Raw genomic sequence first — 24,232 nt, forward strand, 5'->3', positions numbered from 1 at the left:
CGGGTCGGGGCGGGGCTCAGGGTGGGTCGAACTCCGTCACCATGAGCAGGAGTTCGGGCACGGCCTCCGGGTTCCGATCGGCGACGGCCAGGGTGACATAGCGGCCCGTGCCGGTCGCGCTCCAGGTGTGCAGGTCGTCGGCCCGGGTACCGAGCACGACCCACGCCTCGGCTATCTCCTCTCCCCGGTCGCGCCGCTCCATGAAGGTCACGCTCCCCCAGCACGACCCCTTTCCCCATCGCTCGTCGAACAGCAGCACAAGCGCGGCCTCATAGGCGTAGAGATCGTCCGTGCTCGGCCATGAGCCCGGCCCTAACTCGGCTATGTAGTAGCCCGGTCCGCCCAGGGGGAACTCCGTCCTGTCGCGCTCCGTGGGAAAGGGCTCGGTGCACAGCAGGTCGGTCAGGGCCAGATCCTTCGCGACGTCCATGTGATCCAGTATTGCCGCCGCCACTGACAATTGGTGTGCCGTCAGGCATCCCGGCGTCGCACGCTCCACGCCCCCGCCGCCAACGCGCCCACGGTCCACAGCGCGGTCACCGCCAGCCCCGACCAGGGGCCGAGTGTGCCGTCGTACGTCTGGTGCAGGGCGATCTGGCCGGCCTTGTCGGGCATGAAGTCGGCCACAGTGCCCGCTGCGTCGCCGATGACGAAGGACACGACGAGGATGAACGGGATGAGCAGGGAGAGCGTGGCCACTCCGCTGCGGAGCAGGGCGGTGAGGCCGGCCGCGAACAGGGCCATGAGCATGAGGTAGACCCCGCAGCCCAGCACCCCGCGCACCTGCTCGGCCGTAGTGAGGCCGCTCGCCGCCGAACCGAGGCCCGCGCGTGCCACCGCCAGCGCCGTGCCCGCGGTGACCAGCCCGGCGAGCAGCGCAGGCACGGCGACGGCCGTGACCTTGGCCGCGAACCACCGCCCTCGCCGCGGCACCGAGGCCAGCGTCAGCCGGAGCGCACCCCCGTGGTACTCCGACGACATGGCCAGGGCACCGAACGAGACGGCGGCGATCTGACCGGGCAGTACTCCGGACAGTGCGGTGAAGAGCGGGTCGAAGTCCGGCTCGGAGCTCCCGTCGGCGGCGGCCAGCGCGGAGAACGCGGTGGTGGCGGCGAACAGCGCCAGCAGCGCTCCCGGCAGTGAGCGAAGCGTACGGATCTTGAGCCACTCCGAGTGGAGTGCGGGCGCGAATGCCATGGTTCAGGCCTCCTGGGGCTGTGCGGTGAACTCGGTCTCGGTGGCCGTCAGGTCGAGGTAGGCCTGCTCCAAGGTGCCTTCCTCGGCGGCGAGTTCGAGAAGCGGAACGCCTGCCTGGGAGGTGAGGCGGCCGATGTCGTCCACGCGTGCGTGGCGCACCGTCCAGTGCCCGTCCTCGTGCTGGACGGCGTCGTAGCCGTGCCCGGCGAGCGCGGTTCTGAGCGCGGTGGCGTCCGGGGTGCGGATGCGGACGCGGGGTTCCACGCGTGCGTGGATGAACTCCCGCATCGGGGTGTCGGCCAGCAGCCGCCCTCGACCGAGGACCACCAGATGGTCGGCGAAGGACGCGGTCTCGTTCATGAGATGGCTGGAGACCAGGACCGTGCGCCCCTCCCCCGCGAGCCGGCGCAGCAACTCGCGGATCCAGATGATGCCTTCGGGGTCGAGGCCGTTGGACGGCTCGTCGAGCAGCACGACCTCGGGGTCGCCGAGGAGGGCCCCGGCGATGCCGAGCCGCTGGCGCATGCCCAGGGAGTACGTCTTCACCCGGCGCCGGGCCACCGACGCGAGCCCGGTCTCCTCCAGCACCTCGTCGACCCGGCGTTCAGGGATGCGGTTGCTGACCGCGAGGACACGGAGGTGATCGCGGCCGGTACGGGAGCCGTGCGCGGCCTGGGCCTCCAGCAACGCACCCACATGACGGAGGGGTTCGTGCAGCGTCGGGTAGGCACGGCCGCCGATCGTGGCGGTGCCCGAGGTCGGCCGGTCGAGGCCGAGCACGAGCCGCATGGTGGTGGACTTTCCGGCGCCGTTGGGGCCGAGGAAGCCGGTGACACGGCCGGGGAGGACGGTGAAGGTGAGGTCGTCCACGGCTCGTCCGGTGCCGTACTCCTTGGTGAGCTGCTGGACTTCGATGCTGGTCATGGCAGCAGCCTGACCGTCGAGCCCGGCCGCTGCCCTCCCCCGCCGGTGGAGATCGGCTCCCCCGTGCGGGGGAGGCCCGTTGTCAGTGGTGGCTGGCACGATGACGAAATGGTCCGCTTGCTGCGCCCGTTCGGTCGGGCGGTGACATACACACGGTGGCTGCATCTGTGCATCGCCATCGTGTGGCCCGCTCTGTGGCTGTTCGTCCAGGAGGCGTGGTGGACCTGGGTGGTGGCGGGTGTGGCGCTCGCCCCGGCGGCTCTGGTGCCCGCGATGCGGACCGTGGAGGGGCTCCAGGCGAGGCTGCTGCTGACCGGTCACCGGCATGACGAGGAGGGCGCCGGCATCGTCGTCGCGCCGTCCGCCACCTGGGGCGACCGGGGACGGCTCGTCGTCTGGCTGGAAGCGCGGCTGGTGCTGGGCTGGCTGACCACGACGGTCTCCGCCCAACTGGTCTTCGCCCTGGTCGACTTGAGCGCGGCGCCGTTCGGCCGGGACTTCGAGGAGGGCCGGCTGTCCCTCCTCGGCGGTCATGCCTGGTGGCACATTCTGCTCGTGCCGCCGACGCTGATCGCCCTGGCGGGGGCCGTGCTCGTCTCCGGCCACCTCGTCACGGCGCTCGCGCTGCGCCTACTGGGCCCCTCCCCCGCCGAGCGCCGCGCCGCCCTGGAGGAGCGCACCGAGCAGCTCCTGGAGCGCACGCGTATCGCCCGTGAGCTGCATGACTCGATCGGCCATGCCCTGACCGTGGCCGTGGTTCAGGCGGGGGCGGCCCGCGCGGCCGGCGATCCCGCTTTCACCGACCGGGCGTTGAGCGCCATCGAGGAGACCGGCCGGGCCGCCCTTGAGGACCTGGAACGCGTCCTCGGCGTCCTGCGCGAGTCCGAGCGGCCGGTCAGCAGCCGGCCGACGCTCACGGACGCCGACCGGCTGCTGGAGTCCGCGCGGGCGTCGGGTGCGAAGGTCGACATCGAGACGACGGGAGCGCTGGACACGGTACCCGGTCCGGTCTCCCGGGAGGGCTATCGCATCCTCCAGGAGGCACTGACCAATGTGTTGCGTCACGCGGGCGCGGTCCCGACCCGGGTCCGTATCGCCGTGGCGGACGCCGCCCTCACCCTGGAGATCCGCAATCCCCTCCCCGCGGACATACCCGGGCCCGGCAGAGGCAGCGGCCTGCGCGGGATACGCGAGCGGGCCGCCCTGCTGGGCGGACACGCGGAGACCGGACCCGACCGAGGTGACTGGCAGGTGCATGTTGAGCTGCCGGTGAGTTGATCTAGGCTGGCCGGATGCCGGTGACCGTTCTCCTCGTCGACGACGAACCCCTCGTACGCGCGGGTCTGCGGGCCGTGCTGGAGGCACAGCCGGACATCGAGGTCGTCGGGGAGGCGGCCGACGGGGCGGCGGTGATTCCGCTGGTACGGCAGCTGCGGCCGGACGTGGTCGCGATGGACGTACGGATGCCGCTGCTGGACGGGATCGAGGCCACGCGCGCGGTGCTGCGCACGGTCGACGAGCCGCCGAAGATCCTGGTCGTCACGACCTTCGAGAACGACGAGTACGTGTACGAGGCACTGCGGGCCGGTGCCGACGGCTTCCTGCTGAAGCGGGCGCGGCCGGCCGAGATCGTGCACGCGGTGCGGCTGGTCGCCGAGGGCGAGTCGCTGCTGTTCCCCGCGTCGGTGCGGCAACTCGCCGCGGAGTACGGCGACGACGGCGGCAACCGCGCGGCACGGGCGGTCCTGGACCGCGCCCGGCTGACCGAGCGGGAGGCCGAGGTGCTGCGGCTGATGGCGCGCGGGCTGTCGAACGCGGAGATCGCCGCCCGGCTGGTGGTCGGGACGGAGACGGTGAAGTCCCATGTGAGCGCCGTACTGGCGAAGCTGGGGGCGCGTGATCGCACCCAGGCGGTGATCACGGCGTACGAGTCGGGGTTCGTGGCACCGGGGTGACACGAAGTACGGCGCGATAACGGTCCGCGCGTCCTCGGTGCCCGGCACTCGCCGGTGTCGGTCCCGGCGAGTACCATCCGCCAAACATGCGCACGAGCTGGGAGGACGGACGTTGGGGCAGCTGACCGGCGGGGATCCCTCGCTGCTGCGCAGGATCAACTCCGCGGTGGTGCTGCACGCGCTGCGTGCCACGGACGCCGCCACGCTGACGGAGATCACCCGGGTGACCGGCCTGTCCCGGCCGACCGTCGAGGGCGTCGTCGAGGGGCTCATCGAGGCGGGGTACGTCGTCGAGAAGGCGGCGGACGAGAGCGTCGTCCGCCGCCAGGGTCGGCCCGCGCGACGGTTCCGGTTCCGGGCGGAGGCGGGGCATCTGCTGGGCGTGGAGATCGGCGCGCACCGGATCGCCGCGCTCCTCGCCGACCTGGACGGCCGGATCCTCGGCTCCATCGCCAAGGACGTCGACGAGACGGCTCCGGCGGACGAGCGGCTCGAACGGGTGCGTACGGCGGTCGCGGAACTGCTGCGCCGGGCCGGTGTCGCGCGGGGCTCGCTGCGGGCGGTGGGTGTCGCGACGCCGGGCATCGTGGAGGCGGACGGCACGGTGCGGCTGGGTGCCGCGCTGCCCGAGTGGACGGGACTGCGGCTGGGCGAGCGGCTGAGCCGGTCCTTCAAGTGCCCGGTGTTGGTGGAGAACGACGCCAACGCGGCGGCGGTGGCCGAGCACTGGAAGGGCGCGGCCACCGAGTCCGACGACGTGGTGTTCGTGCTGGCGGGGCTGAGCCCGGGCGCCGGTTCGCTGATCGGCGGGCAGTTGCACCGCGGGTTCGGCGGGGCCGCCGGGGAGATCGGCGCGCTGCATCTGCTGGGCCGCGAGGTGACCCCGGAGACCCTGCTGTCCACGACGGACGAGCCGCTGCGCCCCCTCGACGAGCACGCCGTGGCCGAGGTCTTCGCCCAGGCCCGCGAGGGCGACCAGCAGGCGCTCGCGGCCGTCGACCGCTTCATCCAACGCCTCGTCCACGACGTGGCCGCGCTCGTCCTCGCCCTCGACCCCGAGCTGGTCGTCGTCGGCGGCTGGGCGGCCGGGCTGGACGGCGTACTGGAGCCCCTCCACCGCGAACTGGCCCGCTACTGCCTGCGCCCCCCGGACGTCGCCCTCTCCCTCCTCGGCGAGGCCGCGGTGGCGACGGGCGCGCTGCGGCTGGCTCTCGACCATGTCGAGGAGCAGCTGTTCGCGGTGGAGGGGACGGTGACGGCTCGGCGGTGAGGGCGTCGCGCGAGCACGACGACGCTCAGCCGCAGCGGCTGCGGAGAAGTTCGACCCCGTCGCCTTCCAGGTCGTCGCAGTGCGTGGCGCGCCCGGTCATGGCCATCACCAGGGACAAGGTGGGGCCGGACACCACGGCGCCGGAACCGGTCGCGAACGGGCCGTCATCCGCGGCGAGTCTCAGTCCGTCGATGCGTCCCTTGGCGAGGACCACGAGGTCTGAGCCCCGGTAGTACTCGGCCACTCTCGTGACGACGTCGATCGGATGGTCGTGGCGGATGCCCAGCGGGCGCCGGATGTCCTCTCCGTGCACGATCGTCTCGCCCAGCATGGCCATGACGGGCAGGGGAGGCTTGGTCGTGCTCGGGACGATCCGTCGGAAGCGGTCGAGGGTCTCGGCGGGAGTCGCGCCCAGCTGCTCGGCCAGCCGCAGGGCCACCTGCTTGTCGAAGTCGAAACGGCAGCGGATCACCCCCGCCATCCAGCGCACGGCGTTGAGGCTCGCGCCCGCGGTGAGATGCGCCAGCACCTCACGCACCGTCAAACCGGCGCACAGCGAAGGCGTCTTCCAGTGGGCGTCGGACAGATCCTTGAGATCGGCCGCCAGTGCCGCTCGCTCAGTATGGATCAAGGGCCAGCTGCCGGTCTCGCGGCCCAGGTCCGCTGTCGGCTCCGGATCGGTCATGAGGGAAGGTCTCCTGTCACGGGGCGCTCTGCGTCGCACCCGGGCCGGAGCAGGGTAGGAGTCCGGCCGGGGTGTTCATGAAGGAGACTCCTGCTCCAGGGCAAAGTCATCGTCGGCGAATGGATCCGGCGCACCCCTCCGCCCAGCACAACGCGCCCCGGAGAAACCCCCGGGGCGCGGCAGGTGCAAGTCGGCGTCAGGACGCCCGGCGCTCCGGGTCCTCGTGGATCTCCACGCCGCCGGAGTCACCGAAGGTCAGGCGGCAGGTGTCCGCGCGGTAGGTGGCGACGGACAGCGCGGCGGTGCGGCCCTCGGCGATGTAGCGCGTGGTCACGACGAGCACGGGCGCCCCGGGGAGGCGGTCCAGTTCCTTCGCGTCGTCCGCGCGGGCCGAGCCCAGTTCGACGGCGCTGTCCTGGCCCTCCAGCTCCAGGCGGTGCAGTTCGCGCAGCACGGCACGCGCGCGTGCCGCACCGGACGGGGCGTCGATTCCGGAGAGGTCGGGCACCGACGACTGCGGGATGTGGAGCAGCTCGGCGGCGACGGGCTGGCCGTGCGTCACGCGCGAGCGGCGCACGGTGTGCACGGGCTCGTCCCGGCCGATCTCCAGGGCATCGGCCACGGACGCGGGCGGCACCGCGAGCGCGCAGTCCGTGAGCTGCCAGACGTCGTCCTTCGCGCCGGGCCAGGCATGCTGCTCGGTGCCGACGGCCACGCCCACGCGCGGCGGCGCGACGGTCGTACCGACACCGCGGCGGCGCTGCAGCCTGCCTTCCAGTTCGAGTTGTTCCAGGGCCTGTCGGAGCGTGGCCCTGGCGACGCCGAAGCGGGCGGCGAGGTCACGTTCGTTGGGCAGGATCTCGCCCACGGTGAACTCCGAGTCCAGTGCCTCACTGAGCACGGTCCTCAGATGCCAGTACTTCGGTTCCGGCACCGATTCCAGTTGCGTGGTCCCCACCCTGTCCTCCGCAATCGCCGTGGCCCGGCGGCGTTTAGCGCCCTTGTTTATTAAAGGTTGTTGCACTTATCTGCGACCATAGGGCGGCACTCACCCTTGGTCAATACCAATCCACGGGAACGTTCACGGAACGCGCTCGCACGGCCCCGGCAACGGCACGGCGGCACGTACTACGGCGTGGGCAGGGATCGCAGCTTGTCGGGGTTGCGGACGATGTAGACGGACTGGATACGGCCGTCCAGGACGTCCAGTTGGAAGACGCTGTCGGGCTTGTCGCCGGACCGGACCAGCACCGCCGGGCCGGCGTTGACCTCAAGGAAGTGGAAGGACACGTCCGGGACGTCGCCCTTGCCCGCGGCGCCGACGAGGAAGCGGCCCACATGGTCGGCGGTCTCCAGGACCCGCAGCGGCGCCTTCGCCTTGCCGCCGCTGTCGCCGACGAGCCGGACGTCGGGGGCGAGCAGGGACATCAGCCCCTCCAGATCGCCCTTGGCCGCCGCGGCGAGGAACCGCTCGGTGAGATCGCGCCGTTGAACGGGGTCGACCTCGTAGCGCGGCCGCCGTTCGTCGACGTGCTTGCGGGCCCGGCCCGACAGTTGACGCACCGCCGCCTCACCGCGGTCGAGCATGGCGGCGATCTCCGCGTACGGGTAGCCGAAGGCCTCCCTGAGGACGAACACCGCCCGCTCCAGCGGCGACAGCGACTCCAGGACGACGAGGACGGCGAGCGAGACGGAGTCGGCGAGGACGGCTCGTTCCGCGGTGTCCGGGACGGTGTCGCCGAAGTCGGTGACGTAGGGCTCGGGCAGCCAGGGACCGACATAGGTCTCGCCCCGCGCCTTGACCTGGCGCAGCCGGTCGATGGCGAGCCGGGTGGTGACACGCACCAGGTATCCGCGCGGTTCGCGCACCTCGGAGCGGTCCGCGCCGGACCAGCGCAGCCAGGCCTCCTGGACCACGTCCTCCGCGTCGGTCACCCGCCCGAGCATGCGGTAGGCGACCCCGAGCAGGACGGGGCGGTGCTCTTCGAAGACGTCGGTCCCGGTGTCGGTGGTCACCGAACCATCCCAGCCCACGCGCCGGGCTCTGTCCAGGCGAAATCGGTGCGCCCGGCAGGACCGCCCGACGGGAGCTCCCCTCGGGTCCGTCCGCCGGGTCTACCCGCCGGTAGCAATTGCTGACAAGGTGTCTACACAACGCCGGCCCATGAGCCTCGACGAGGAGCAGCATGTCCGCCACCGTCTCCTTCAAAGTCCCCACTCCGTACGGTCCGCGGAGCGTTTCGGTCTCCTACGCGCGCGTGGGCACCGGCGCACCGCTGCTCCTGCTGCACGGCATCGGACATCACCGCCAGGTGTGGGACCCGGTGATACCCGTCCTCGCGGCCGAGCGGGATGTGATCGCCGTGGATCTGCCGGGGTGCGGTCTGTCCCCGGCGCTCCCGGACGGGCTCGCGCACGATCTGCCGGCGATGAGCGTGCTGCTGCGCGCCCTGTGCGAGGCGCTGGAGCTGGAACGGCCGCATGTGGCCGGCAACTCGCTGGGCGGACTGCTGGCCCTCGATCTCGGCCGGGCGAACCTCGTGCGATCCGTGACCGCCCTGTCCCCGGCCGGTTTCTGGTCGCAGCTGGAGCGGCAGTACGCCTTCACCGTCCTGACGGGGATGCGGCGAACCGCCGAACGGATGCCGCTCCCCCTCGTCGAGTGGCTGTCCCGTTCGGCGGCCGGCCGCGCGGCCCTGACCAGCACCATCTACGCCCACCCGGGCCGCCGTACGCCCGAGTCCGTGGTCGCCGAGACGGTCGGGCTGGCGCGCGCGGAGGGCTTCTTCGAGACCCTCCGGTCGGGCAGGGACCTGCGGTTCACCGATGATGTGTCGGGGATCCCGGTCACGGTGGCGTGGGGCAGCAAGGACCGGCTTCTCGTGCCCCGGCAGGGCATCCGGGCGAAGCGGATCATTCCGCGGGCCCGGCTGGTGCGGTTGCCCGGATGCGGACACGTGCCGATGAGCGACGACCCCGCGCTGGTCGCCCGGGTGCTGCTCGACGGCAGCCGCTGAGCGTGCCGTACGGTCAGCCGGCCAGCGTGTCGAGGACCACCGTCAGCACGGTCGGGTTGTAGGGCATCGCGACGTGCGCGGTGTGGTCGTCGGAGTCGATGTCCTGGAGGACGACGTTCCTGACGTGGCGGCCCTCGGTCACGGCCAGCGCGCACGAGGTGTACGGCGTGACCACGTCGTCGTGACGCGTGGCGATCACCGTGTGCCGGACGCCCTCGGCGGTCTCGCCCAGGTCGGCGAGTTCCCGCTGGAAGGGGTGGTTGTGCTGGAGCTGGGGCCAGGCCGGGACGAGCGTGCCCACGGCGCCCTGCTCGACGAGTTTCCCTGGCGCCGGGGATCTGTCGGGCGAGGTTCATCAGGCCCTGGGCGGTGATGCCGTGGTTGCTGGGGGCGATGCCGATGAAGTGGCCCCCGGATCGCCGACAGGCGCACATTCCGTCGAACCGCTCGTCACGGAAGAATTCATTTCCGCTGTTGAGAGCGATGAAGAAGCTGGGGTTGTCGCTGTGTTCGGTGAGGGTGTCAAGCACGGACGGCATGGGCACCCTCCTCCTTCGTTCCCCGCATTTCACGGTGCTGTTCCTCGAATGTGCGGTACGCGGGGTGGGTTTCGGGTTCGAATGCGACACCGAAGGGTTTGAACGAGTTCCCGAACAGGGCCCGGCCGCCGAGGAGATGGATCGGCAGGGCGAGCAGGGCCCATTCCGACCCGGCGAGCAGGACCCACACCCCGGCCAGGACACCGGCCGTGACCAGGCTGTGCATCACGTTGTAGGCCACGTAGTAGCCGCGTGCGATGCGCCTGCCCCGGGCGCGCCGGTGGGCGACGGCGCCGGGGAGGTAACCGATGACGTCGATCACCGCGAAGAGCGCCACGAACACGCCCCAGCGGAGGCAGCTGGGGCCGACTCCTTTCCTGCGGGCTTTCATACCTGTTTACGCGCGAGCGGCCGCAACCCCTCGTAACACGGGGTCGATCGGTGTGCCCGGCAGCCCAGGGCGACTCCGGCGCCCACCAGAGCGCTTCCCAGGGCCTGTACGACGCCGTAGGAGCCCGTTCCGACGAGCGGGGCGGTGCACGCGGCGGCCACCGGGATGAGGCCGGAGAACAGTGTGGCGCGCTCGGCGCCGATCCGCTGCATGCCCATGTACCAGCACACGAAACCGACGACGGTGACGACCACCGCCTGCCACAGCAGGGCGACGGCCTCCGTGGCGTCGGGGCCGCGCAGCCACGCGGTGCCGTCCAGGAGCAGCCCTGCCGTCGCGGACTCGACGGCGGCGATCCCGCACACGGTGGCGGACAGCAGCCGCGGGCCCAGGGGCCGCAGGACGGGCACGGCCAGCACCGCGAATCCGACCTCACCGACCAGCGCGCACACGGAGAAGGCGATGCCGGCGCCGTCCGTGCGCCCCCAGCCCTGCACGGTGAACGCGCCGACGGCGACGAGCGACGCCCCGTACAGCACGGCCCGTTGCGGCCGCCGTCCGTCCAGCAGCGGCACCAGGACGGCCACGACCACGGGCGCACAGCCGACGAAGACACCGGGGACGGCCGGTTCCGCGGTGCGTTCGGCGGCGATGACGGCCAGGTTGAAGCCGACCATGCCGATGGCCGCGAGCAGGGCCAGGCGGGCCCACTGGCGGGGCGTGAGCGACCGGAGGCGGGTCGCGGCGCCGCGTGCGGCCAGCGGGGCGAGCAGGAGACAGGCAAGGCCGTAGCGCAGGAACTGACCGCCCGCGTACGGGTAGTCGCCGAGCAGGCTGTTGGCGGTGAAGGAGCCCCCGACGAGGACACAGGCGAGCGCGGCGAGGAGGGCACCGCGCGTGGTGGTGGCGTTCATGCCGGCGACGCTAGGGATGTCGGCGGCCCGCATTAAGGTCCAGTTTCATGACGTCATCGCGGACCAATCCTGAGTCTGGGGTCGGCTCCCCCGCCTGGGAGCTGCTGCTCCCGGCCGCCGCCGCCGCGCCCGCACGCGCGCGTGGGCGCTCGTTGCAGGCCGCGCTGCGGGAGGCGGTGCGGTCGGGGCGGCTGGTGTCGGGGACGCGGCTGCCGTCGAGCCGGGATCTGGCGGCCGACCTCGGGGTGTCGCGCGGGCTGATCACCGAGGCGTACGAGCAGCTCACGGCGGAGGGCTATCTGCGCAGCGGCCGGGGTGCCGGGACCTGGGTGGGCGATGCCGTGCGGGCCGCCCGGCCACGCGCGCGTGACCTCGCGCCACGTTCCGCAGGCGCGCGGGCCGACTTCGTCCCCGGCACGCCGGACGTGTCGCTGTTCCCGCGTGCCGCGTGGGCGGCGGCCCAGCGCGGGGTGCTGTCCGAGTTGCCGCATCACGAGCTCGGCTATCCCGATCCGCGCGGGCTGCCCCGGCTGCGCACGGCGCTGGCCGAACTGCTCGCGCGCCGCCGGGGTGTGGTGGCGGATCCCGAGCGCATCGTGGTGGTCTCCGGCGTGTCGCAGGCGACGACGGTGCTCGGCTTCGTGCTGCACGCGCGCGGGATCCGCGAAGTCGGCGTCGAGAACCCCGGAAGCCCGCAGCACGAGTCCCTGTACGCCGCCGCCGGTGTCACCACCGTGCCGTTGCCCATGGACGACGAGGGGCTCGCCGTAGGGCCGCTGCGGGAGTCGGGCGTACGGTCCGTGGTGACGACACCGGCGCATCAGTTCCCCACCGGCATCGGCTACTCCGCCGACCGCAGGGCCGAGCTCCTGGGCTGGGCGCGGTCCGTCGACGGGTTCGTCCTGGAGGACGACTACGACGGCGACTTCCGGTACGACCGGACTCCCGTGGGCGCTCTCCAGGGGCTCGACCCGGAGCGGGTGGCGTACGCGGGGTCGGTCAGCAAGTCCCTGGCCCCCGGGCTGCGGCTCGGCTGGCTGCTCGTGCCGGAGGCGCTGGCGGAGGACGTCGTGGAGCGCAAGCGGACCATGGACCTCGGTCATCCCACCCTCGACCAGGCGCTGTTCGCCCGGTTCCTGGAGCGCGGCGACTACGACCGCCAGCTGCGCCGCTGCCAGCGCGCGTACCGGGAGCGCCGCGACACCCTGGTCGCCGCCCTGGACGAGCACTTTCCGGGCGCCGAGGTGACGGGGATCGCCGCGGGGCTGCACGTCATCGCCACGCTGCCGGAACGGTACGGCCCTCAGGAGCGGTTCCTCGCGCGCGTGGGCGCGGCCGGGGTGGCGGTGCGGCCACTGACGGACTACGCACACGCGCGTGCCGGCCACGACGAGGAGCCCGGTGTGCGGCTGGTGCTCGGATACGCCCATCAGTCGCCGAGCCGGATCCGGGACGGCGTACGGCTGATGGCGCGTGCGCTCGCGGCGGGCGAGGGCTGACGGAGGGCGGCGCCCCCATGTGCGGGCGTGCTTCCCCGGTGGACGCGGTCAGTTGTTCACTTGTGGTTTCCGTGTGCGCTGCGGCGCACCAGTAGTTGTGGCACTGCACACTGGCCGGATCCCGCCCCTGGAGGCCTCCATGTCACACCGTCCCTTCCCGGGCCGTCGCAGCGTCCTGCGCGGTTCGCTCGCCGCGTCGGCGGCCCTGACCCTGCCCACCGCGCTCGGCTCGGCACCGGCGTTCGCCCTGTCGGGGCGCCCCAAGGCGGGCTGGGGCGTGCAGACGGGAGATGTGACCTGCGACTCGGGCCTGGTGTGGGTGCGCTCCGACCGTCCGGCCCGGATGATCGTGGAGACGTCCGCGACCGAGTCGTTCCGCAATCCCCGCAGATGGCACGGCCCGCTGCTCGACGCCGGCACCGACTTCACCGGCACGACCCGACTGCGCGGAATGCCGTCCGGCGAGCAGATCCACTACCGAGTGCTGCTCGCCGACCTGGACGACCCGCGCCGTACCGGCGAACCGGTCACCGGCACCTTCCGTACCGCCTCCGCGCGGCGGCGCGACGGGGTGCGGTTCGTCTGGTCGGGCGACCTCGCCGGACAGGGCTGGGGCATCAACCCGGACTTCGGCGGCTACAAGATCTACAACGCGATGGCCGCGCTGGACCCGGACTTCTTCCTGTGCAGCGGCGACAACATCTACGCCGACGGCCCGATCACGGCCTCCGTCGCGTTGCCCGACGGCAGCACCTGGCGGAACATCACGACCGAGGAGAAGTCCAAGGTCGCCGAGACACTGGCCGAGTTCCGCGGCAACTTCCGCTACAACCTGCTCGACGACAACCTCAAGCGGTTCAACGCCCAGGTGCCCTCGATCATCCAGTGGGACGACCACGAGGTGACGAACAACTGGTATCCCGGCGAGATCCTCGGCGACACCCGCTACACGGAGAAGAACGTCGACGTCCTGGCCGCCCGCTCCCGGCAGGCGTTCTCGGAGTACTTCCCGATCTCGACCCTGCGCCGCCCCGACGGCCGGGTCTACCGGGTGGTCAACCACGGTCCGCTGCTCGATGTGTTCGTGCTGGACATGCGGACCTACCGCAACGCCAACTCCACGGACGACCAGACCACCGACGCGCAGGGCATCCTCGGCGCCGAGCAGCTGGCTTGGCTGAAGCGGGAGCTGTCCCGGTCCCGGGCGGTGTGGAAGGTGATCGCCTCGGACATGCCACTGGGCCTGGTGGTGCCGGACACCGGTGACGGCAAGCCCAACATCGAGGCCGTCGCGCAGGGCGACCCGGGCGCCCCGCTCGGCCGTGAGCTGCAGATCGCGGAGCTGCTGCGGTTCATCAAGCACCGCCGGATCACGGGCACGGTGTGGCTGACGGCCGACGTGCACTACACCTCCGCCCAGCACTACCAGCCGTCGCGGGCGGCCTTCTCCGACTTCGAGCCGTTCTGGGAGTTCGTCTCGGGTCCGCTCAACGCGGGCGCCTTCCCGGCCAACACGCTGGACGGCACGTTCGGCCCGGAGCGGGTGTTCATCAAGGCGCCGACGACGGCGAACGTCTCCCCAGCCGGCGGATACCAGTTCTTCGGCGAGGTCGACATCGACGGGCACAGCGGAGAGCTGACGGTGCGGCTGCGCGAGCAGGACGGCACGGTCCTGTTCACCCAGGTGCTCCAGCCGGGACGCGTCGGCCAGTAGGTCCCATAAACTCATGACAGTGCCGCGCACCTGAGTCATCCCCTGGTGCGCGGCATTCGCATGTCCGGCGCAGACCCGGCCAACTCGCCCGCCGCCGAGGTGTTTTCGCAGGTCAGGGCTGATTGTCAGTGGTCGCCTCTACGGTTTTTCCATGACGCGATCTTTGCAGGCCGTGGCTTATCGGCGACCCTCCGTGCTGGAGTCCGCAGCGGGCGGACGACTGCTGGGACTGGAGACTTCGAGGGGTGCGACCCCCTCGGGAGTGAAGGACCATCCGCAGTTCTTCACGGGCTTTCTGACGTCCCCTCAGGTGGCGTCGGCCGCACTGCTCGCGGTGGCCGACGTGGCGGCCGCCCGGTACTACCAGCGACAGCTGCGTGCCTCCCTGGACCCGGTGGTGACGGGCAACGGCGACCGGTTGCGCTTCGAGTCGTTCTCCGGCTGCTGCGGGGTGTACGCCCGGCTTGACGTGCTGGACTCAGGCCTGGACGGCGGCGAGGTGGGGCACGGCACGACGAACGTCGATGTCAACAACCCGTTGCGCGAGGCCCTGTCCAGGATCGGCTCGGACGATCCGCTCCATATGCGGGTGGGCCCCGCGGAGTTGGCCGTGACCACCCTGGACGGTCCGGTAGTGGAGAAGAAGGTGCCGCTGCCGGACCGCTGGCTGCAGGGCTTCGCCGAGGCGCAGGTGACAGCGGGCGGCTTCGATCTGCGGGCCGAGCTCCCGGCCACCGAGGCGGTGCGGTTCCTGCGGGCGCTGCCGCGCGGTGGGACACGGGGCGGGCCGCGGTGGGTGGTGCCGTCGGGCCGGGGCCTGCGGCCGACCACCCGCGTGGTACCGGGCGCGGTGTGCCTGCCGGGTCCGGAGCGGCTGGTCGCGCTGCAGCGGGTGCTGCGGCATGCCACGGCCCTGCGGGTGTACGGCCCGGCGGTCACCGGCGGCACCGCCGCCACGGCGAGTGCCTGGGAGGCGGTCCTGCCGGGCATGCGGCTGACGCTGACGTTGTCGCCGGATGCCTCGCGCGGCTTCTCCGGCGAGGGCGGCGTCCTGGACGCGCTCGCCACCGACGAGGCCGCCGAGGACGCGGAGCTGATCTCGGTGCTGCTCGCGTGGGAGCCCCGTATCGACGTCGCCGACCTGGCCGCGGCCTCGGGGCTCACGGCGGAGCGGGTCCGCGCGGCCCTGATCCGCCTCGGCACCTCGGGGCGGGTCGGGTACGACACCGCGGAAGCGGCCTACTTCCACCGGGAGCTGCCGTACGACGCCGAGCGCGTGGAGCGGCACAATCCCCGGCTGCGTTCGGCCCGGGCGCTGGTGGCGGCGGGCGCGGTCGCGCTGGACGGCGCGGTGGGGACGGTGACGGCCGAGGACGGGCATGTGCACCGGGTGCGGGACGAGGCGGGGGTGCTCAGCTGCAGCTGTGTGTGGTGGGCGAAGTACCGGGGCGGACGCGGGCCGTGCAAGCACGCGCTGGCGGTGCGGATGGTGCGGCGCGGTGTCACCGTGGCGGAGCGGGACATGGCAGTGGTCGAGGGGGATGCGCGATGAGTTCACTGATGGAAGCGGTGCGGGCGGGGCGTACGGCCGAGGTGGTCAGCCTCCTGGACGGCATGACGGACCCCGAACGGCGGGCGTGCTTCCCGCAGTTGAAGGCGCTGCGCAAGGAGCTGAGGGCGGATCAGTGGAGCGCGCCGTCCCGCAAGGCCTATCCGGCTCTGCATGCGGCCGGGGCCGCGTGCCAGACCGGCGCGGCCGGCGTGGCGGGTTGGCTCGCCGCCGCCGATATGCGCTGGTGGCCCGCCTCGCCGGGCGTACTGATCGACGTCCTGGGCGATCGGGCCCCGGGCTGGCTGGGCGATGTGGCGCACCGGATCGCCGAGCGGCCGTCGACCGCGCGGGTGCCGTACGAGCTGATGGCGGGGCTGGTGCGGCTCTCCGGCTGCGACGTGCCGACGACGGAGGCCTACGTCCACGGATGGGTGGAGCACATCGGTCACACCTGGCAGCGCGGCGACACCGTCCTTGCGCGGCTGCGCAAGGACCCGCATCTCGCGCGGCTCGTTGCCGCGCTCTTCGAGACCGACGACATCGGCAGCCGTCTGGCATGGACCGCGACCGAGGGTCCCGACAGCTGGACCGAGTCGATCTCGTCGCTCACCGTCGAGGGCGTCCTGGACCGGGAGGCGACCGTCAGGGCGTGTCTGGCGCGGCTGCTGCGGGGCGGTTCGGCCGCCGATCACCGGGTGTTCCTGCGCATGCTCCAGGCGCTCGGCCTGACCCGGGACGAGCAGCGGGCGCACACGGCGGACTGGCTGGCGCTGGCCGCGGACGCCCCGTCCGTCGTGGCCGCGCACGCCCAGTCGGTGCTCGCCTCGCTCGCCCTGGACGGCGAACTGGGCGCGCACCGGCTGGTCGAGATGTCGGGCGCGGTCCTGTTCCGCACCGAGAAGAAGCTCGTGCGCGCCCAGTTGGTCCTGCTGGGCAAGGTGATCACCCGTGACGCCACCACCGCCTGCGAGCTGCTTCCGGCCGCCGCACAGGCCTTCGGGCACGAGGACTCCGAGGTGCAGGAGCGGGCGCTGAAGCTGGTGGAGCGGCATGTCGGCAGGGTCGACGCCGCCGAGGTGCGGGAGGAACTCGCGTCGGCCGCCGACCAGTTGATCCCGGCGCTGCGCAGGCGGGCATCGCAGAGTCTGGGGGCGTCCCCGGTGGCGTCGGAGCCGGTGCCGTACGAGGAGGTCCTGCCGCCCGCGCCGACGCCGGTGCGGGTCGCACCCGCCCCCGAATCGGCAACTGAACTGGCCGAAGAAGTCGGGGCGTTGCTTCTGTCCAGCGATGACGTGGCGGCGTTCGAGCGGGCCCTGGACGGACTGGTCCGGCATGCGCACCGCGACCGGGAGGCGTTGCTGGAGGCGCTGGAGCCCGTGGTCGCGCGCCGCTGGTGGGACGACGCGAGTCCGCAGTACGGCTTCAGCGTGGACGACTACTTCACGCGGCACCACGGCTTGATCAACGCGGCGCACGGCCTTGAGCTGGTGCTGGCGACGCTGCGGGGGAAGGTGCTCACCGGCACGCTCCACAAGGCCGTCCAGCACGGGACCGTCACCGGCGACTGCGGCCACAGCCCGCTGACCCGGGCCTTCGAGGCCCGTATATGGGAGGTGGCGTACCGCATCCGCACCGAACCGGCGCCGTTCCTGCTGTCGACGCCGACCTGGGGCACGGGACTGCTCGAGCCGGACGAGCTGGTGGCGCGGCTGGAGGAGTACGGGCGCCTGGGAGCGCGGGTGGCGGCGGCCGACTTCGCGCAGGCGCTGCTGCGGGTCCGGCGCGGCGAGCGCGCGGTGGCCGAGGCGGCCGCCCGGCGGGCCGCGGCGCTCGGCACCGCGGAGGGGACGCGGCTGGCCGGGTGGCTGGTCACCGGTGATTCCGCGCGGCCGACGTCCCGGCGGCGCATATCGGGGGCCCGGATACTCGTCGAGTCCGGGGAGGTCGCGGAGTTGCAGGGCGATTTCCCGCCCGGCTTCCGTCCGCTGGGCAGGCCCCTGACCGGCCTCGGGGATCGCCGGCACTGCTACCACTGGAGCGACGGCATGCGTCCGCACTGGCTCGCCCTGCTGCCCGAGCGCCGCGAACTGGTGGCGACCAGGATGCTGCGCGAACTGTCGTCGACGGCCGTCGACGACACCCGCGGCGACGCGGCCGTCCTGCCCCAGCTGGCCGAATCGGGCGGCGAGGCGGGTGAGTCGGTGCACCTGTGCGTGGCGTACGGACTGGGCGCACGGCATCCGGAGGACCGGCTCGCCGCCGTGGACGCCCTGCTGGTGCTGGCGGCGCGGGAGCAGCTGAACGCGGACCAACTGGGCGCGGATCTGGGGCAGTTGGTCCGCTCCGGGGCCGTGAAGCCGTCACGGCTCGTGGAGTCGGTGCGCACGGCGGCGGCCACGGGAGCGTACGCCACCGTCTGGGGAGTGCTGCGGCACGCACTGCCCGTACTGCTCGGGGACCTCGCGACCGGTGGGACGGCCGCTCCGGCGCGGGGGCTCGCGGATCTCCTGGCCGTCGCCGCGGAGTGCGCCGAGCGGACGGGGGCGCGCGAGGAGCTGCCGCACCTGGCGGGGACGGCGGAGCGCCGCGGCTCGTCCCGGCTGGTGGCGCAGGCCCGGCGACTGCACACGGCGCTGGGCGAGGAGGTGGCGGCCTGACGGGGGCACATCGCCACCGCCTTAAGTTGAAGAAGCCACAATCCAGGCATAAGGGTTCTTTACCGCGCGGTCACAATGCGTTCGTGATCACGCAACACCGTTCCTTCACAGTGGGTGCATGAGTCGAGACATGTCTGATGTGACGCGTGCGAAGCACGGACGTCCGGTACACCACTGGCGGCGCAATGTCGTCGAACTCGCCGCGCTCCTGACGGCGGTGGCCGCGGCCGACCCGCTGGCGGATCTGATCGGGCACGGGCCCTACGGACCGGTGCTGCTGATGGCCTCGGCGGCGCTGCTGGCCGGCACGGCAGGGTTCCACGTATGGCGGACACGCCGCCACGGTCACGCACCGCCGCCGAGCGATACCGGTGCCCGGCCGCGCTCCGAGGAGCGGACCGGGCCGTCGGACCGGCCGGGGCGGACGCCCGTGACGGTGGCCGGGGAGGGCGCGCTGTGGCGGATGCGGACCACGGTGAAGGACGAACCGGGCTCGCTGGCCGCGCTGTGCGCGGCGCTCGCCGAACTGCGGGTCGACATCCTGAGCCTGCAGACGCATCCGCTGGCCGAGGGCACGGTGGACGAGTTCCTGCTGCGGGCGCCCGCGGGGCTGGCGGCGGACGGCATCGCCCATGCCGTCTCGGCGGCCGGCGGTGAGGGGACCTGGATCGAGCGGGCCGACGCCCATGATCTGGTGGACGCACCGACCCGGGTGCTGGGCCTGGCCACCCGTACCGCGCTGGACGCGGCCGAACTGCCGCTGACGCTGCGGCAGTTGCTGGGCAGGTGCACCATCCGGTCGCTGCCCGCGGTACCCGCGGCGGGCGGGCGGGGGCCCGAGCCGGTGCCGGTGGAAGGGGCGCTGGAGGACACCGTGATGCGGCTGCGGGCGCCGGAAGGCGGAGTGATCACTGTGGAGCGGCCGTATCTGCCGTTCACGCCGACCGAGTTCGCGCGGGCACGGGCGCTGGTGGAGCTGGACGCCCGGCTGGGCCCGCGGGTGCCGCGCAGCCAGGACGTGCTGACGCTGCCCCAGGGCAACGACATCACCGTGCGCCGGGCGGACACCGGTGATCTCCAGGCCGCGAAGGAGATGCACGAGCGGTGCTCGGCGCGGACGCTCGGGATGCGCTACCACGGGCCGATCGGTGACGCGGACCGCTATCTGAACCACCTGCTGAGCCCTCGCTTCGGCCGCACGCTCGCCGTGCACACCGCTTCGGGGCGCATCGTCGGCCTCGGTCATCTGCTGTGGGACGGTGACGAGACCGAGATCGCGCTGCTCGTCGAGGACACATGGCAGCGGCGCGGGATCGGAGCGGAGTTGCTCCGCAGGTTGGTCGGGATGGCGATCGAGGCGCGCTGCGAGAGCGTGTACGCCGTGACGCAGGCGTCCAACACCGGGATGGTGGCGGCGATGCGGGGGCTGGGGCTCCCCCTCGACTATCAGATCGAGGAGGGGACCCTGGTCATCACTGCCCGGCTGGATGCCGCGGTGGAGGAGCCGGTCGTGGAACGGCTTTCCGGTGCGGGTGAGTGGGGGAAGGCCTAGGCGCCGTTGGGGCTAGGGCCGGGCGGCGGCTGCGGGTTGGTTGTGGCTGGTCGCGCAGTTCCCCGCGCCACTTACGGAGCGCTGCAGTGCGCCGTCCAGATCGGACCACAGGTCCTCCACGTCCTCCAGGCCCACCGACATCCGCAGCAGACGGTCGCTGACCCCGGCGCCCCGCCTGTCGTCCGCGTCCACTATGCGGTGGCTGATGGACGCCGGATGCTGGATGAGAGTGTCGACGCTGCCGAGGCTGACGGCGGGGGTGATCAGACGGACGCCCGCGATGACCTCGTGCGGGTCGCCGTGGACCTCGAAGGCGATCATGGCGCCGCCGATGCGCGGATAGTGGACCCGGGCCACGCGCGGGTCGGCGGCGAGGCGGCGGACCAGTTCGGCGGCGTTCGCCGAGGCGGCCCGGACCCGGACGGGGAGGGTCGACAGACCGCGCAGCAGCAGATAGCCGGCCAGCGGATGCAGGACGCCGCCCGTGGCGAACCGCACCTGCCGCAGCCGTCCGGCGAACTCCTCGTCGCAGGCCACCACACCGGCCATCACATCGCCGTGCCCGCCGAGGTACTTGGTGGCGCTGTGCAGCACCAGCCGGGCACCGTGTTCGGCGGGGCGCTGGAGCACGGGCGTGGCGAAGGTGTTGTCGGCGAGCAGCGGGACGGAACCGCAGGCGTGGGCCACGGCCCGCAGGTCGAGTTCGGCGAGGGTCGGGTTCGCCGGGGACTCCACCATCACCAGGCCGGTGTCCGGGCGCAGCGCCTCCGCGATGCCGGCCGGGTCGGTCCAGGTCACCTCGGAGCCCAGCAGTCCGGCGGTGAGCAGATGGTCGCTGCACCCGTACAGCGGGCGTACGGCGACGACATGGCGCAGGCCCATCGAGGCCCGTACGAGAAGGACCGCGCTCAGCGCCGCCATCCCGCTGGCGAAGGCGACCGAGGCCTCGGTGCCCTCGAGGCGGGCCAGGGCCGTCTCGAAGCGGGCGACGGTCGGATTGCCCAGGCGGCCGTATACGGGCGGGCCGTCCGGTTCGGCGCCGGTGGTGGCGAAGGCGTCGATCCGGGCGGCCTCGCCGCGGCTGTCGTAGGACGGGTAGGTGGTCGACAGGTCGATCGGCGGGGCGTGCAGGCCCTGCCGGGCGAGGTCGTCGCGGCCGGCGTGCACGGCCTCGGTGGCGAGAGCTCTCGGCGCGGTGTGGCGTACGCCGTCGTACGCCTGCGTGTCCAGGGGCGTGTCCATGACTGAAGGGTGAACAGCGAACGGGTTGATGAGGTGATTGTCCGTGCTACGTTCGGCCAATGGCCGAAACTGTCGTACTGGACCCGGTGGATCTTGAGCTGTTGCGGCTTCTGCAGAACGACGCCCGGATCACCTACCGCGACCTCGCCGCGCAGGTCGGGGTCGCGCCCTCGACCTGCCTCGACCGGGTGACCCGGCTGCGCCGCTCGGGCGTGATCCTCGGCCACCGGCTCCAGCTGGACGCGGCGAAGCTCGGGCGCGGTCTGCAGGCGCTGCTGTCGGTGCAGGTCAGGCCGCACCGAAGGGAGTTGGTGGGGCCTTTCGTGGAGCGGATCCGGGCCCTGCCGGAGGCGCTGACCGTCTTCCATCTCACCGGTCCCGACGACTATCTCGTCCATGTCGCGGTGGCCGACATGGCGGATCTTCAGCGTCTGGTCCTGGACGAGTTCACCGCCCATCGCGAGGTCGCCCGGGTGGAGACGCGGTTGATCTTCCAGCAGTGGGAGTGCGGCCCGTTGCTGCCGCCTTCGCCCTCAGCTCAATCGGAGTGACGGACCGTGGTCCTTCGTATGAGGATGGACCGCATGTCTGAGACCAACAGCCCGCTTCCCCGTCAGGTCGCCGACGCCTACGTCGACGAGCTCATCGCCCTCGACCCGGTCACCGGTACGTATCTCGGCGTGCCGGAGAGTTCGCGCAGGCTCCCCGATCTCTCGCCCTCGGGCCAGAAGGCGCTCGCGCGGCTGCAGCGGGACACGCTCGCCCGGCTCGACGAGGCCGAGGGCCGGCCCGGCGCGGACAGTGACATCGAGCGCCGGTGCGCACGCCTGCTGCGCGAGCGGCTGACCGCCGAACTCGCCGTGCACGACGCCGACGAGGGCCTGCGCACGGTCGGCAACATCGCGACGCCCGCCCACTCGATCCGCGAGGTCTTCACCGTCACGCCCAGCCAGTCCGACGAGGACTGGGAGGCGATCGCCGAGCGGCTGCGCGCGGTGCCGACCGCGTACGCCGGCTACCGCGAGGCCCTCGCACTGGGGTTGGAGCGCAAGCTGTACGCGCCGCCGCGTCCGACGGCCACCTTCATCGGGCAGCTCACCGAGTGGGCGGACACCGGTGAGGGGCGCGGCTGGTTCGAGGACTTCGCCGCGTCCGGGCCGGACTCGCTGCGCGCGGAGCTGGACGAGGCCGCGCGTGCGGCCACGGCCGCCGTGGTGGAACTGCGGGACTGGATGCGCGACGTCTACGCGCCGACGATCGAGGGCGCCCCGAACACGGTGGGCCGCGAGCGCTACGCCCGCTGGGCGCGCTACTTCAACGGCATCGACCTGGACCTGGACGAGGCGTACGCGTACGGCTGGGCCGAGTACCACCGCCTCCTCGGGGAGATGAAGCAGGAGGCCGAGAAGATCCTTCCGGGCGCCGCGACCCCATGGGTCGCGCTGGCGCACCTCGATGAGCACGGCCATCACATCGAGGGCGTCGACGAGGTCCGCGACTGGCTGCAGGGCCTCATGGACGAGGCGATCGAGAAGCTGGACGGCACGCACTTCGAACTCGCCGAGCCGGTGCGCAAGGTGGAGTCGCGCATCGCCCCGCCCGGCGGCGCGGCGGCGCCGTACTACACGCCTCCGTCGGAGGACTTCTCCCGTCCGGGCCGCACCTGGCTGCCGACGATGGGGCAGACCCGGTTCCCGGTCTACGACCTGGTCTCGACCTGGTACCACGAGGGCGTGCCCGGCCATCACCTCCAGCTCGCGCAGTGGACGTACGTCGCCGGGAACCTCTCCCGCTACCAGGCCACCATCGGCATGGTCAGCGCCAACGCCGAGGGCTGGGCGCTGTACGCGGAGCGCCTCATGGACGAGCTCGGTTTCCTGACCGACCCGGAGCACCGGCTCGGCTACCTCGACGCGCAGATGATGCGGGCGGCCCGGGTCATCGTCGACATCGGCATGCACCTGGAGCTGGAGATCCCGGCCGACTCGCCGTTCCACCCAGGTGAGCGTTGGACTCCGGAGCTGGCGCAGGAGTTCTTCGGGTCGCACAGCAGCCGACCGGCGGACTTCGTGGAGAGCGAGCTGACCCGCTATCTGACGATCCCGGGCCAGGCCATCGGCTACAAGCTCGGTGAGCGGGCGTGGCTGCTGGGCCGGGAGAAGGCCCGCGAGCGGCACGGCGAGGCCTTCGACCTCAAGGCATGGCACATGGCGGCGCTGTCCCAGGGTGCCCTGGGTCTGGACGACCTGGTGGACGAGCTGTCCGCGCTGTAGCGGCCCCTGCCAGTCAGCGCCGGAATCCGCCCTCGGAGTCGATGACCTGACCGGTGATCCAGCCCGCCTCGTCCGTCGCCAGCCAGGCGATGAGACGGGCGGGGTCGTCGGGCATGCCCCAGCGTCCGGCGGGAAAACGGGCCGCCACGGCCTCGTACGCCTCGCCGGTCAGGTAGTCCGTGTCGACGGGGCCGGGGTTGACGGTGTTCACCGTGATGCCCTGTTCGACGAGCGTCATCGACAGGGAACGGGTGATCGAGGCGAGGGCGCCCTTCTGGAGGGCGTAGGCGATCTCGCCGGGCATGCCGCCGGCGATGTCCTGGCCGGAGGTCATCATGACGACGCGGCCACCGGGACCGGCCGGCCGCAGCCGGGCGTGAGCCTGCACCAGCAGCAGCACCGAGCGGGCGTCGACCGCCCAGTGTGTGTCGAGCATGGCCGCGTCGATCTCGTCGAGGGTGCCGTCGGAGCCGCTCACCGCGTGGTTGGCGATCAGGATGTCGAGCCGTCCGCCGAGCGCCGAGGCGGCCGTCGCGATCAACTCGGCGGGCGCGGCCGGGTCGGAGAGGTCGCCGGGGCCCGCGAGGACCCGGGCGTCGGGATCGCCGAGCGCCTCCCGCACCGAGGCGGCGACTTCCTCGGGCCGGTCGGCTCCCCAGGGCATGGCGGCGTCATGCGGCACATGGTGGTGCAGATAGACGCTCGCCCCGTACGCCGCGAGCCGTCGGGCCACGGCATGGCCGATGCCCGCGCGTCTGCTGGCGCCGGTGACGAGGGCAGTACGGCCGCGCAGGGGCAGCGGGTCGCGGCGCAGGGCTTCGGGGGCGGGGTGCGGGAGTCGGGGCATGACA

Annotated in this window: 22 protein-coding genes; 11 read left to right on the plus strand and 11 right to left on the minus strand. The window is 72.4% G+C overall.

Annotated elements, in window-relative coordinates:
- Positions 1 to 16 precede the first annotated feature (16 nt).
- The 3 genes from IE325_RS25085 to IE325_RS25095 are packed head-to-tail and all read right to left on the minus strand — an operon-like array spanning position 17 to position 2,121.
- The gene (locus IE325_RS25085; RefSeq protein ID WP_190072282.1) at positions 17 to 430 is read right to left on the minus strand and encodes a hypothetical protein; all 414 of its coding nucleotides are present in this window, start codon (positions 428 to 430) and stop codon (positions 17 to 19) included.
- A gap of 41 nt (positions 431 to 471) precedes the next feature.
- Positions 472 to 1,197, minus strand: coding sequence for an ABC-2 transporter permease family protein (locus IE325_RS25090; protein WP_190072283.1), 726 nt, complete (start codon positions 1,195 to 1,197; stop codon positions 472 to 474).
- Positions 1,198 to 1,200: 3 nt separating this feature from the next.
- Positions 1,201 to 2,121 (minus strand): ATP-binding cassette domain-containing protein, encoded by a 921-nt coding sequence (locus tag IE325_RS25095; RefSeq protein ID WP_190072284.1) that lies wholly within the window; start codon positions 2,119 to 2,121, stop codon positions 1,201 to 1,203.
- A gap of 108 nt (positions 2,122 to 2,229) precedes the next feature.
- Here IE325_RS25095 and IE325_RS25100 point away from each other — a divergent pair, with 108 nt between their 5' ends.
- The 3 genes from IE325_RS25100 to IE325_RS25110 all read left to right on the plus strand — a co-directional run bounded on the left by IE325_RS25100 (position 2,230) and on the right by IE325_RS25110 (position 5,346).
- On the plus strand, positions 2,230 to 3,399 hold the full coding sequence (locus IE325_RS25100; RefSeq protein WP_190072285.1) for a sensor histidine kinase: 1,170 nt from the start codon (positions 2,230 to 2,232) through the stop codon (positions 3,397 to 3,399).
- Between the two features lie 14 nt (positions 3,400 to 3,413).
- The gene (locus IE325_RS25105) at positions 3,414 to 4,076 is read left to right on the plus strand and encodes a response regulator transcription factor (protein ID WP_190072286.1); all 663 of its coding nucleotides are present in this window, start codon (positions 3,414 to 3,416) and stop codon (positions 4,074 to 4,076) included.
- Between the two features lie 112 nt (positions 4,077 to 4,188).
- The gene (locus IE325_RS25110) at positions 4,189 to 5,346 is read left to right on the plus strand and encodes an ROK family transcriptional regulator (RefSeq protein WP_190072287.1); all 1,158 of its coding nucleotides are present in this window, start codon (positions 4,189 to 4,191) and stop codon (positions 5,344 to 5,346) included.
- A 25-nt stretch (positions 5,347 to 5,371) separates the two neighbouring features.
- Here IE325_RS25110 and IE325_RS25115 read toward each other — a convergent pair whose 3' ends face one another.
- The 3 genes from IE325_RS25115 to IE325_RS25125 all read right to left on the minus strand — a co-directional run bounded on the left by IE325_RS25115 (position 5,372) and on the right by IE325_RS25125 (position 8,047).
- A complete protein-coding gene (locus tag IE325_RS25115; protein WP_190072288.1) occupies positions 5,372 to 6,031 on the minus strand; it encodes a maleylpyruvate isomerase family mycothiol-dependent enzyme in 660 nt (219 codons plus the stop codon).
- A 196-nt stretch (positions 6,032 to 6,227) separates the two neighbouring features.
- Positions 6,228 to 6,989, minus strand: a complete 762-nt coding sequence (locus IE325_RS25120) for a GntR family transcriptional regulator (protein ID WP_190072289.1) — start codon at positions 6,987 to 6,989, stop codon at positions 6,228 to 6,230.
- Between the two features lie 170 nt (positions 6,990 to 7,159).
- Entirely contained in the window at positions 7,160 to 8,047 is an 888-nt protein-coding gene (locus IE325_RS25125) for an RNA polymerase sigma-70 factor (RefSeq protein WP_190072290.1), read from the minus strand.
- A 170-nt stretch (positions 8,048 to 8,217) separates the two neighbouring features.
- On the opposite strand from IE325_RS25125, the gene IE325_RS25130 reads away from it, so the two are divergent.
- Positions 8,218 to 9,048 (plus strand): alpha/beta fold hydrolase, encoded by an 831-nt coding sequence (locus IE325_RS25130; RefSeq protein WP_190072291.1) that lies wholly within the window; start codon positions 8,218 to 8,220, stop codon positions 9,046 to 9,048.
- Between the two features lie 13 nt (positions 9,049 to 9,061).
- Here the strand turns inward: IE325_RS25130 and IE325_RS25135 are convergent, their stop codons facing one another.
- The 3 genes from IE325_RS25135 to IE325_RS25145 all read right to left on the minus strand — a co-directional run bounded on the left by IE325_RS25135 (position 9,062) and on the right by IE325_RS25145 (position 10,892).
- Positions 9,062 to 9,349 (minus strand): hypothetical protein, encoded by a 288-nt coding sequence (locus IE325_RS25135; RefSeq protein WP_229912003.1) that lies wholly within the window; start codon positions 9,347 to 9,349, stop codon positions 9,062 to 9,064.
- A gap of 221 nt (positions 9,350 to 9,570) precedes the next feature.
- Positions 9,571 to 9,924, minus strand: a complete 354-nt coding sequence (locus IE325_RS25140) for a hypothetical protein (RefSeq protein ID WP_373315207.1) — start codon at positions 9,922 to 9,924, stop codon at positions 9,571 to 9,573.
- Positions 9,925 to 9,974: 50 nt separating this feature from the next.
- Entirely contained in the window at positions 9,975 to 10,892 is a 918-nt protein-coding gene (locus tag IE325_RS25145; protein ID WP_229912008.1) for an EamA family transporter, read from the minus strand.
- A gap of 47 nt (positions 10,893 to 10,939) precedes the next feature.
- On the opposite strand from IE325_RS25145, the gene pdxR reads away from it, so the two are divergent.
- The 5 genes from pdxR to IE325_RS25170 all read left to right on the plus strand — a co-directional run bounded on the left by pdxR (position 10,940) and on the right by IE325_RS25170 (position 19,866).
- Positions 10,940 to 12,391: a MocR-like pyridoxine biosynthesis transcription factor PdxR gene (gene pdxR / locus IE325_RS25150; RefSeq protein ID WP_190072292.1), complete on the plus strand. Its 1,452-nt coding sequence runs from the start codon at positions 10,940 to 10,942 to the stop codon at positions 12,389 to 12,391.
- 139 nt (positions 12,392 to 12,530) lie between these two features.
- The gene (locus IE325_RS25155; protein ID WP_190072293.1) at positions 12,531 to 14,105 is read left to right on the plus strand and encodes an alkaline phosphatase D family protein; all 1,575 of its coding nucleotides are present in this window, start codon (positions 12,531 to 12,533) and stop codon (positions 14,103 to 14,105) included.
- 151 nt (positions 14,106 to 14,256) lie between these two features.
- Entirely contained in the window at positions 14,257 to 15,657 is a 1,401-nt protein-coding gene (locus IE325_RS25160; protein ID WP_190072294.1) for an SWIM zinc finger family protein, read from the plus strand.
- On the plus strand, positions 15,654 to 18,314 hold the full coding sequence (locus IE325_RS25165) for a DUF7824 domain-containing protein (RefSeq protein WP_190072295.1): 2,661 nt from the start codon (positions 15,654 to 15,656) through the stop codon (positions 18,312 to 18,314). The genes IE325_RS25160 and IE325_RS25165 overlap by 4 nt, the downstream gene beginning before the upstream one ends.
- A 130-nt stretch (positions 18,315 to 18,444) precedes the next feature.
- Positions 18,445 to 19,866 carry a GNAT family N-acetyltransferase gene (locus IE325_RS25170; RefSeq protein WP_229912010.1) on the plus strand — a complete coding sequence of 474 codons (1,422 nt, stop codon included), beginning with the start codon at positions 18,445 to 18,447 and terminating at the stop codon, positions 19,864 to 19,866.
- 12 nt (positions 19,867 to 19,878) lie between these two features.
- On the opposite strand, the gene IE325_RS25175 is transcribed toward IE325_RS25170, so the two are convergent.
- Positions 19,879 to 21,108 carry a trans-sulfuration enzyme family protein gene (locus tag IE325_RS25175; protein ID WP_190072297.1) on the minus strand — a complete coding sequence of 410 codons (1,230 nt, stop codon included), beginning with the start codon at positions 21,106 to 21,108 and terminating at the stop codon, positions 19,879 to 19,881.
- Between the two features lie 59 nt (positions 21,109 to 21,167).
- Between IE325_RS25175 and IE325_RS25180 the strand changes: the two genes are divergently transcribed.
- On the plus strand, positions 21,168 to 21,659 hold the full coding sequence (locus tag IE325_RS25180; RefSeq protein WP_190072298.1) for an Lrp/AsnC family transcriptional regulator: 492 nt from the start codon (positions 21,168 to 21,170) through the stop codon (positions 21,657 to 21,659).
- A gap of 33 nt (positions 21,660 to 21,692) precedes the next feature.
- Positions 21,693 to 23,381 (plus strand): DUF885 domain-containing protein, encoded by a 1,689-nt coding sequence (locus tag IE325_RS25185; RefSeq protein ID WP_190072299.1) that lies wholly within the window; start codon positions 21,693 to 21,695, stop codon positions 23,379 to 23,381.
- Between the two features lie 13 nt (positions 23,382 to 23,394).
- Here the strand turns inward: IE325_RS25185 and IE325_RS25190 are convergent, their stop codons facing one another.
- Positions 23,395 to 24,228, minus strand: a complete 834-nt coding sequence (locus tag IE325_RS25190; protein ID WP_190072300.1) for an SDR family oxidoreductase — start codon at positions 24,226 to 24,228, stop codon at positions 23,395 to 23,397.
- Positions 24,229 to 24,232 lie beyond the last annotated feature (4 nt).

Source organism: Streptomyces lanatus (assembly GCF_014655715.1).
GTDB lineage: Bacteria > Actinomycetota > Actinomycetes > Streptomycetales > Streptomycetaceae > Streptomyces > Streptomyces lanatus.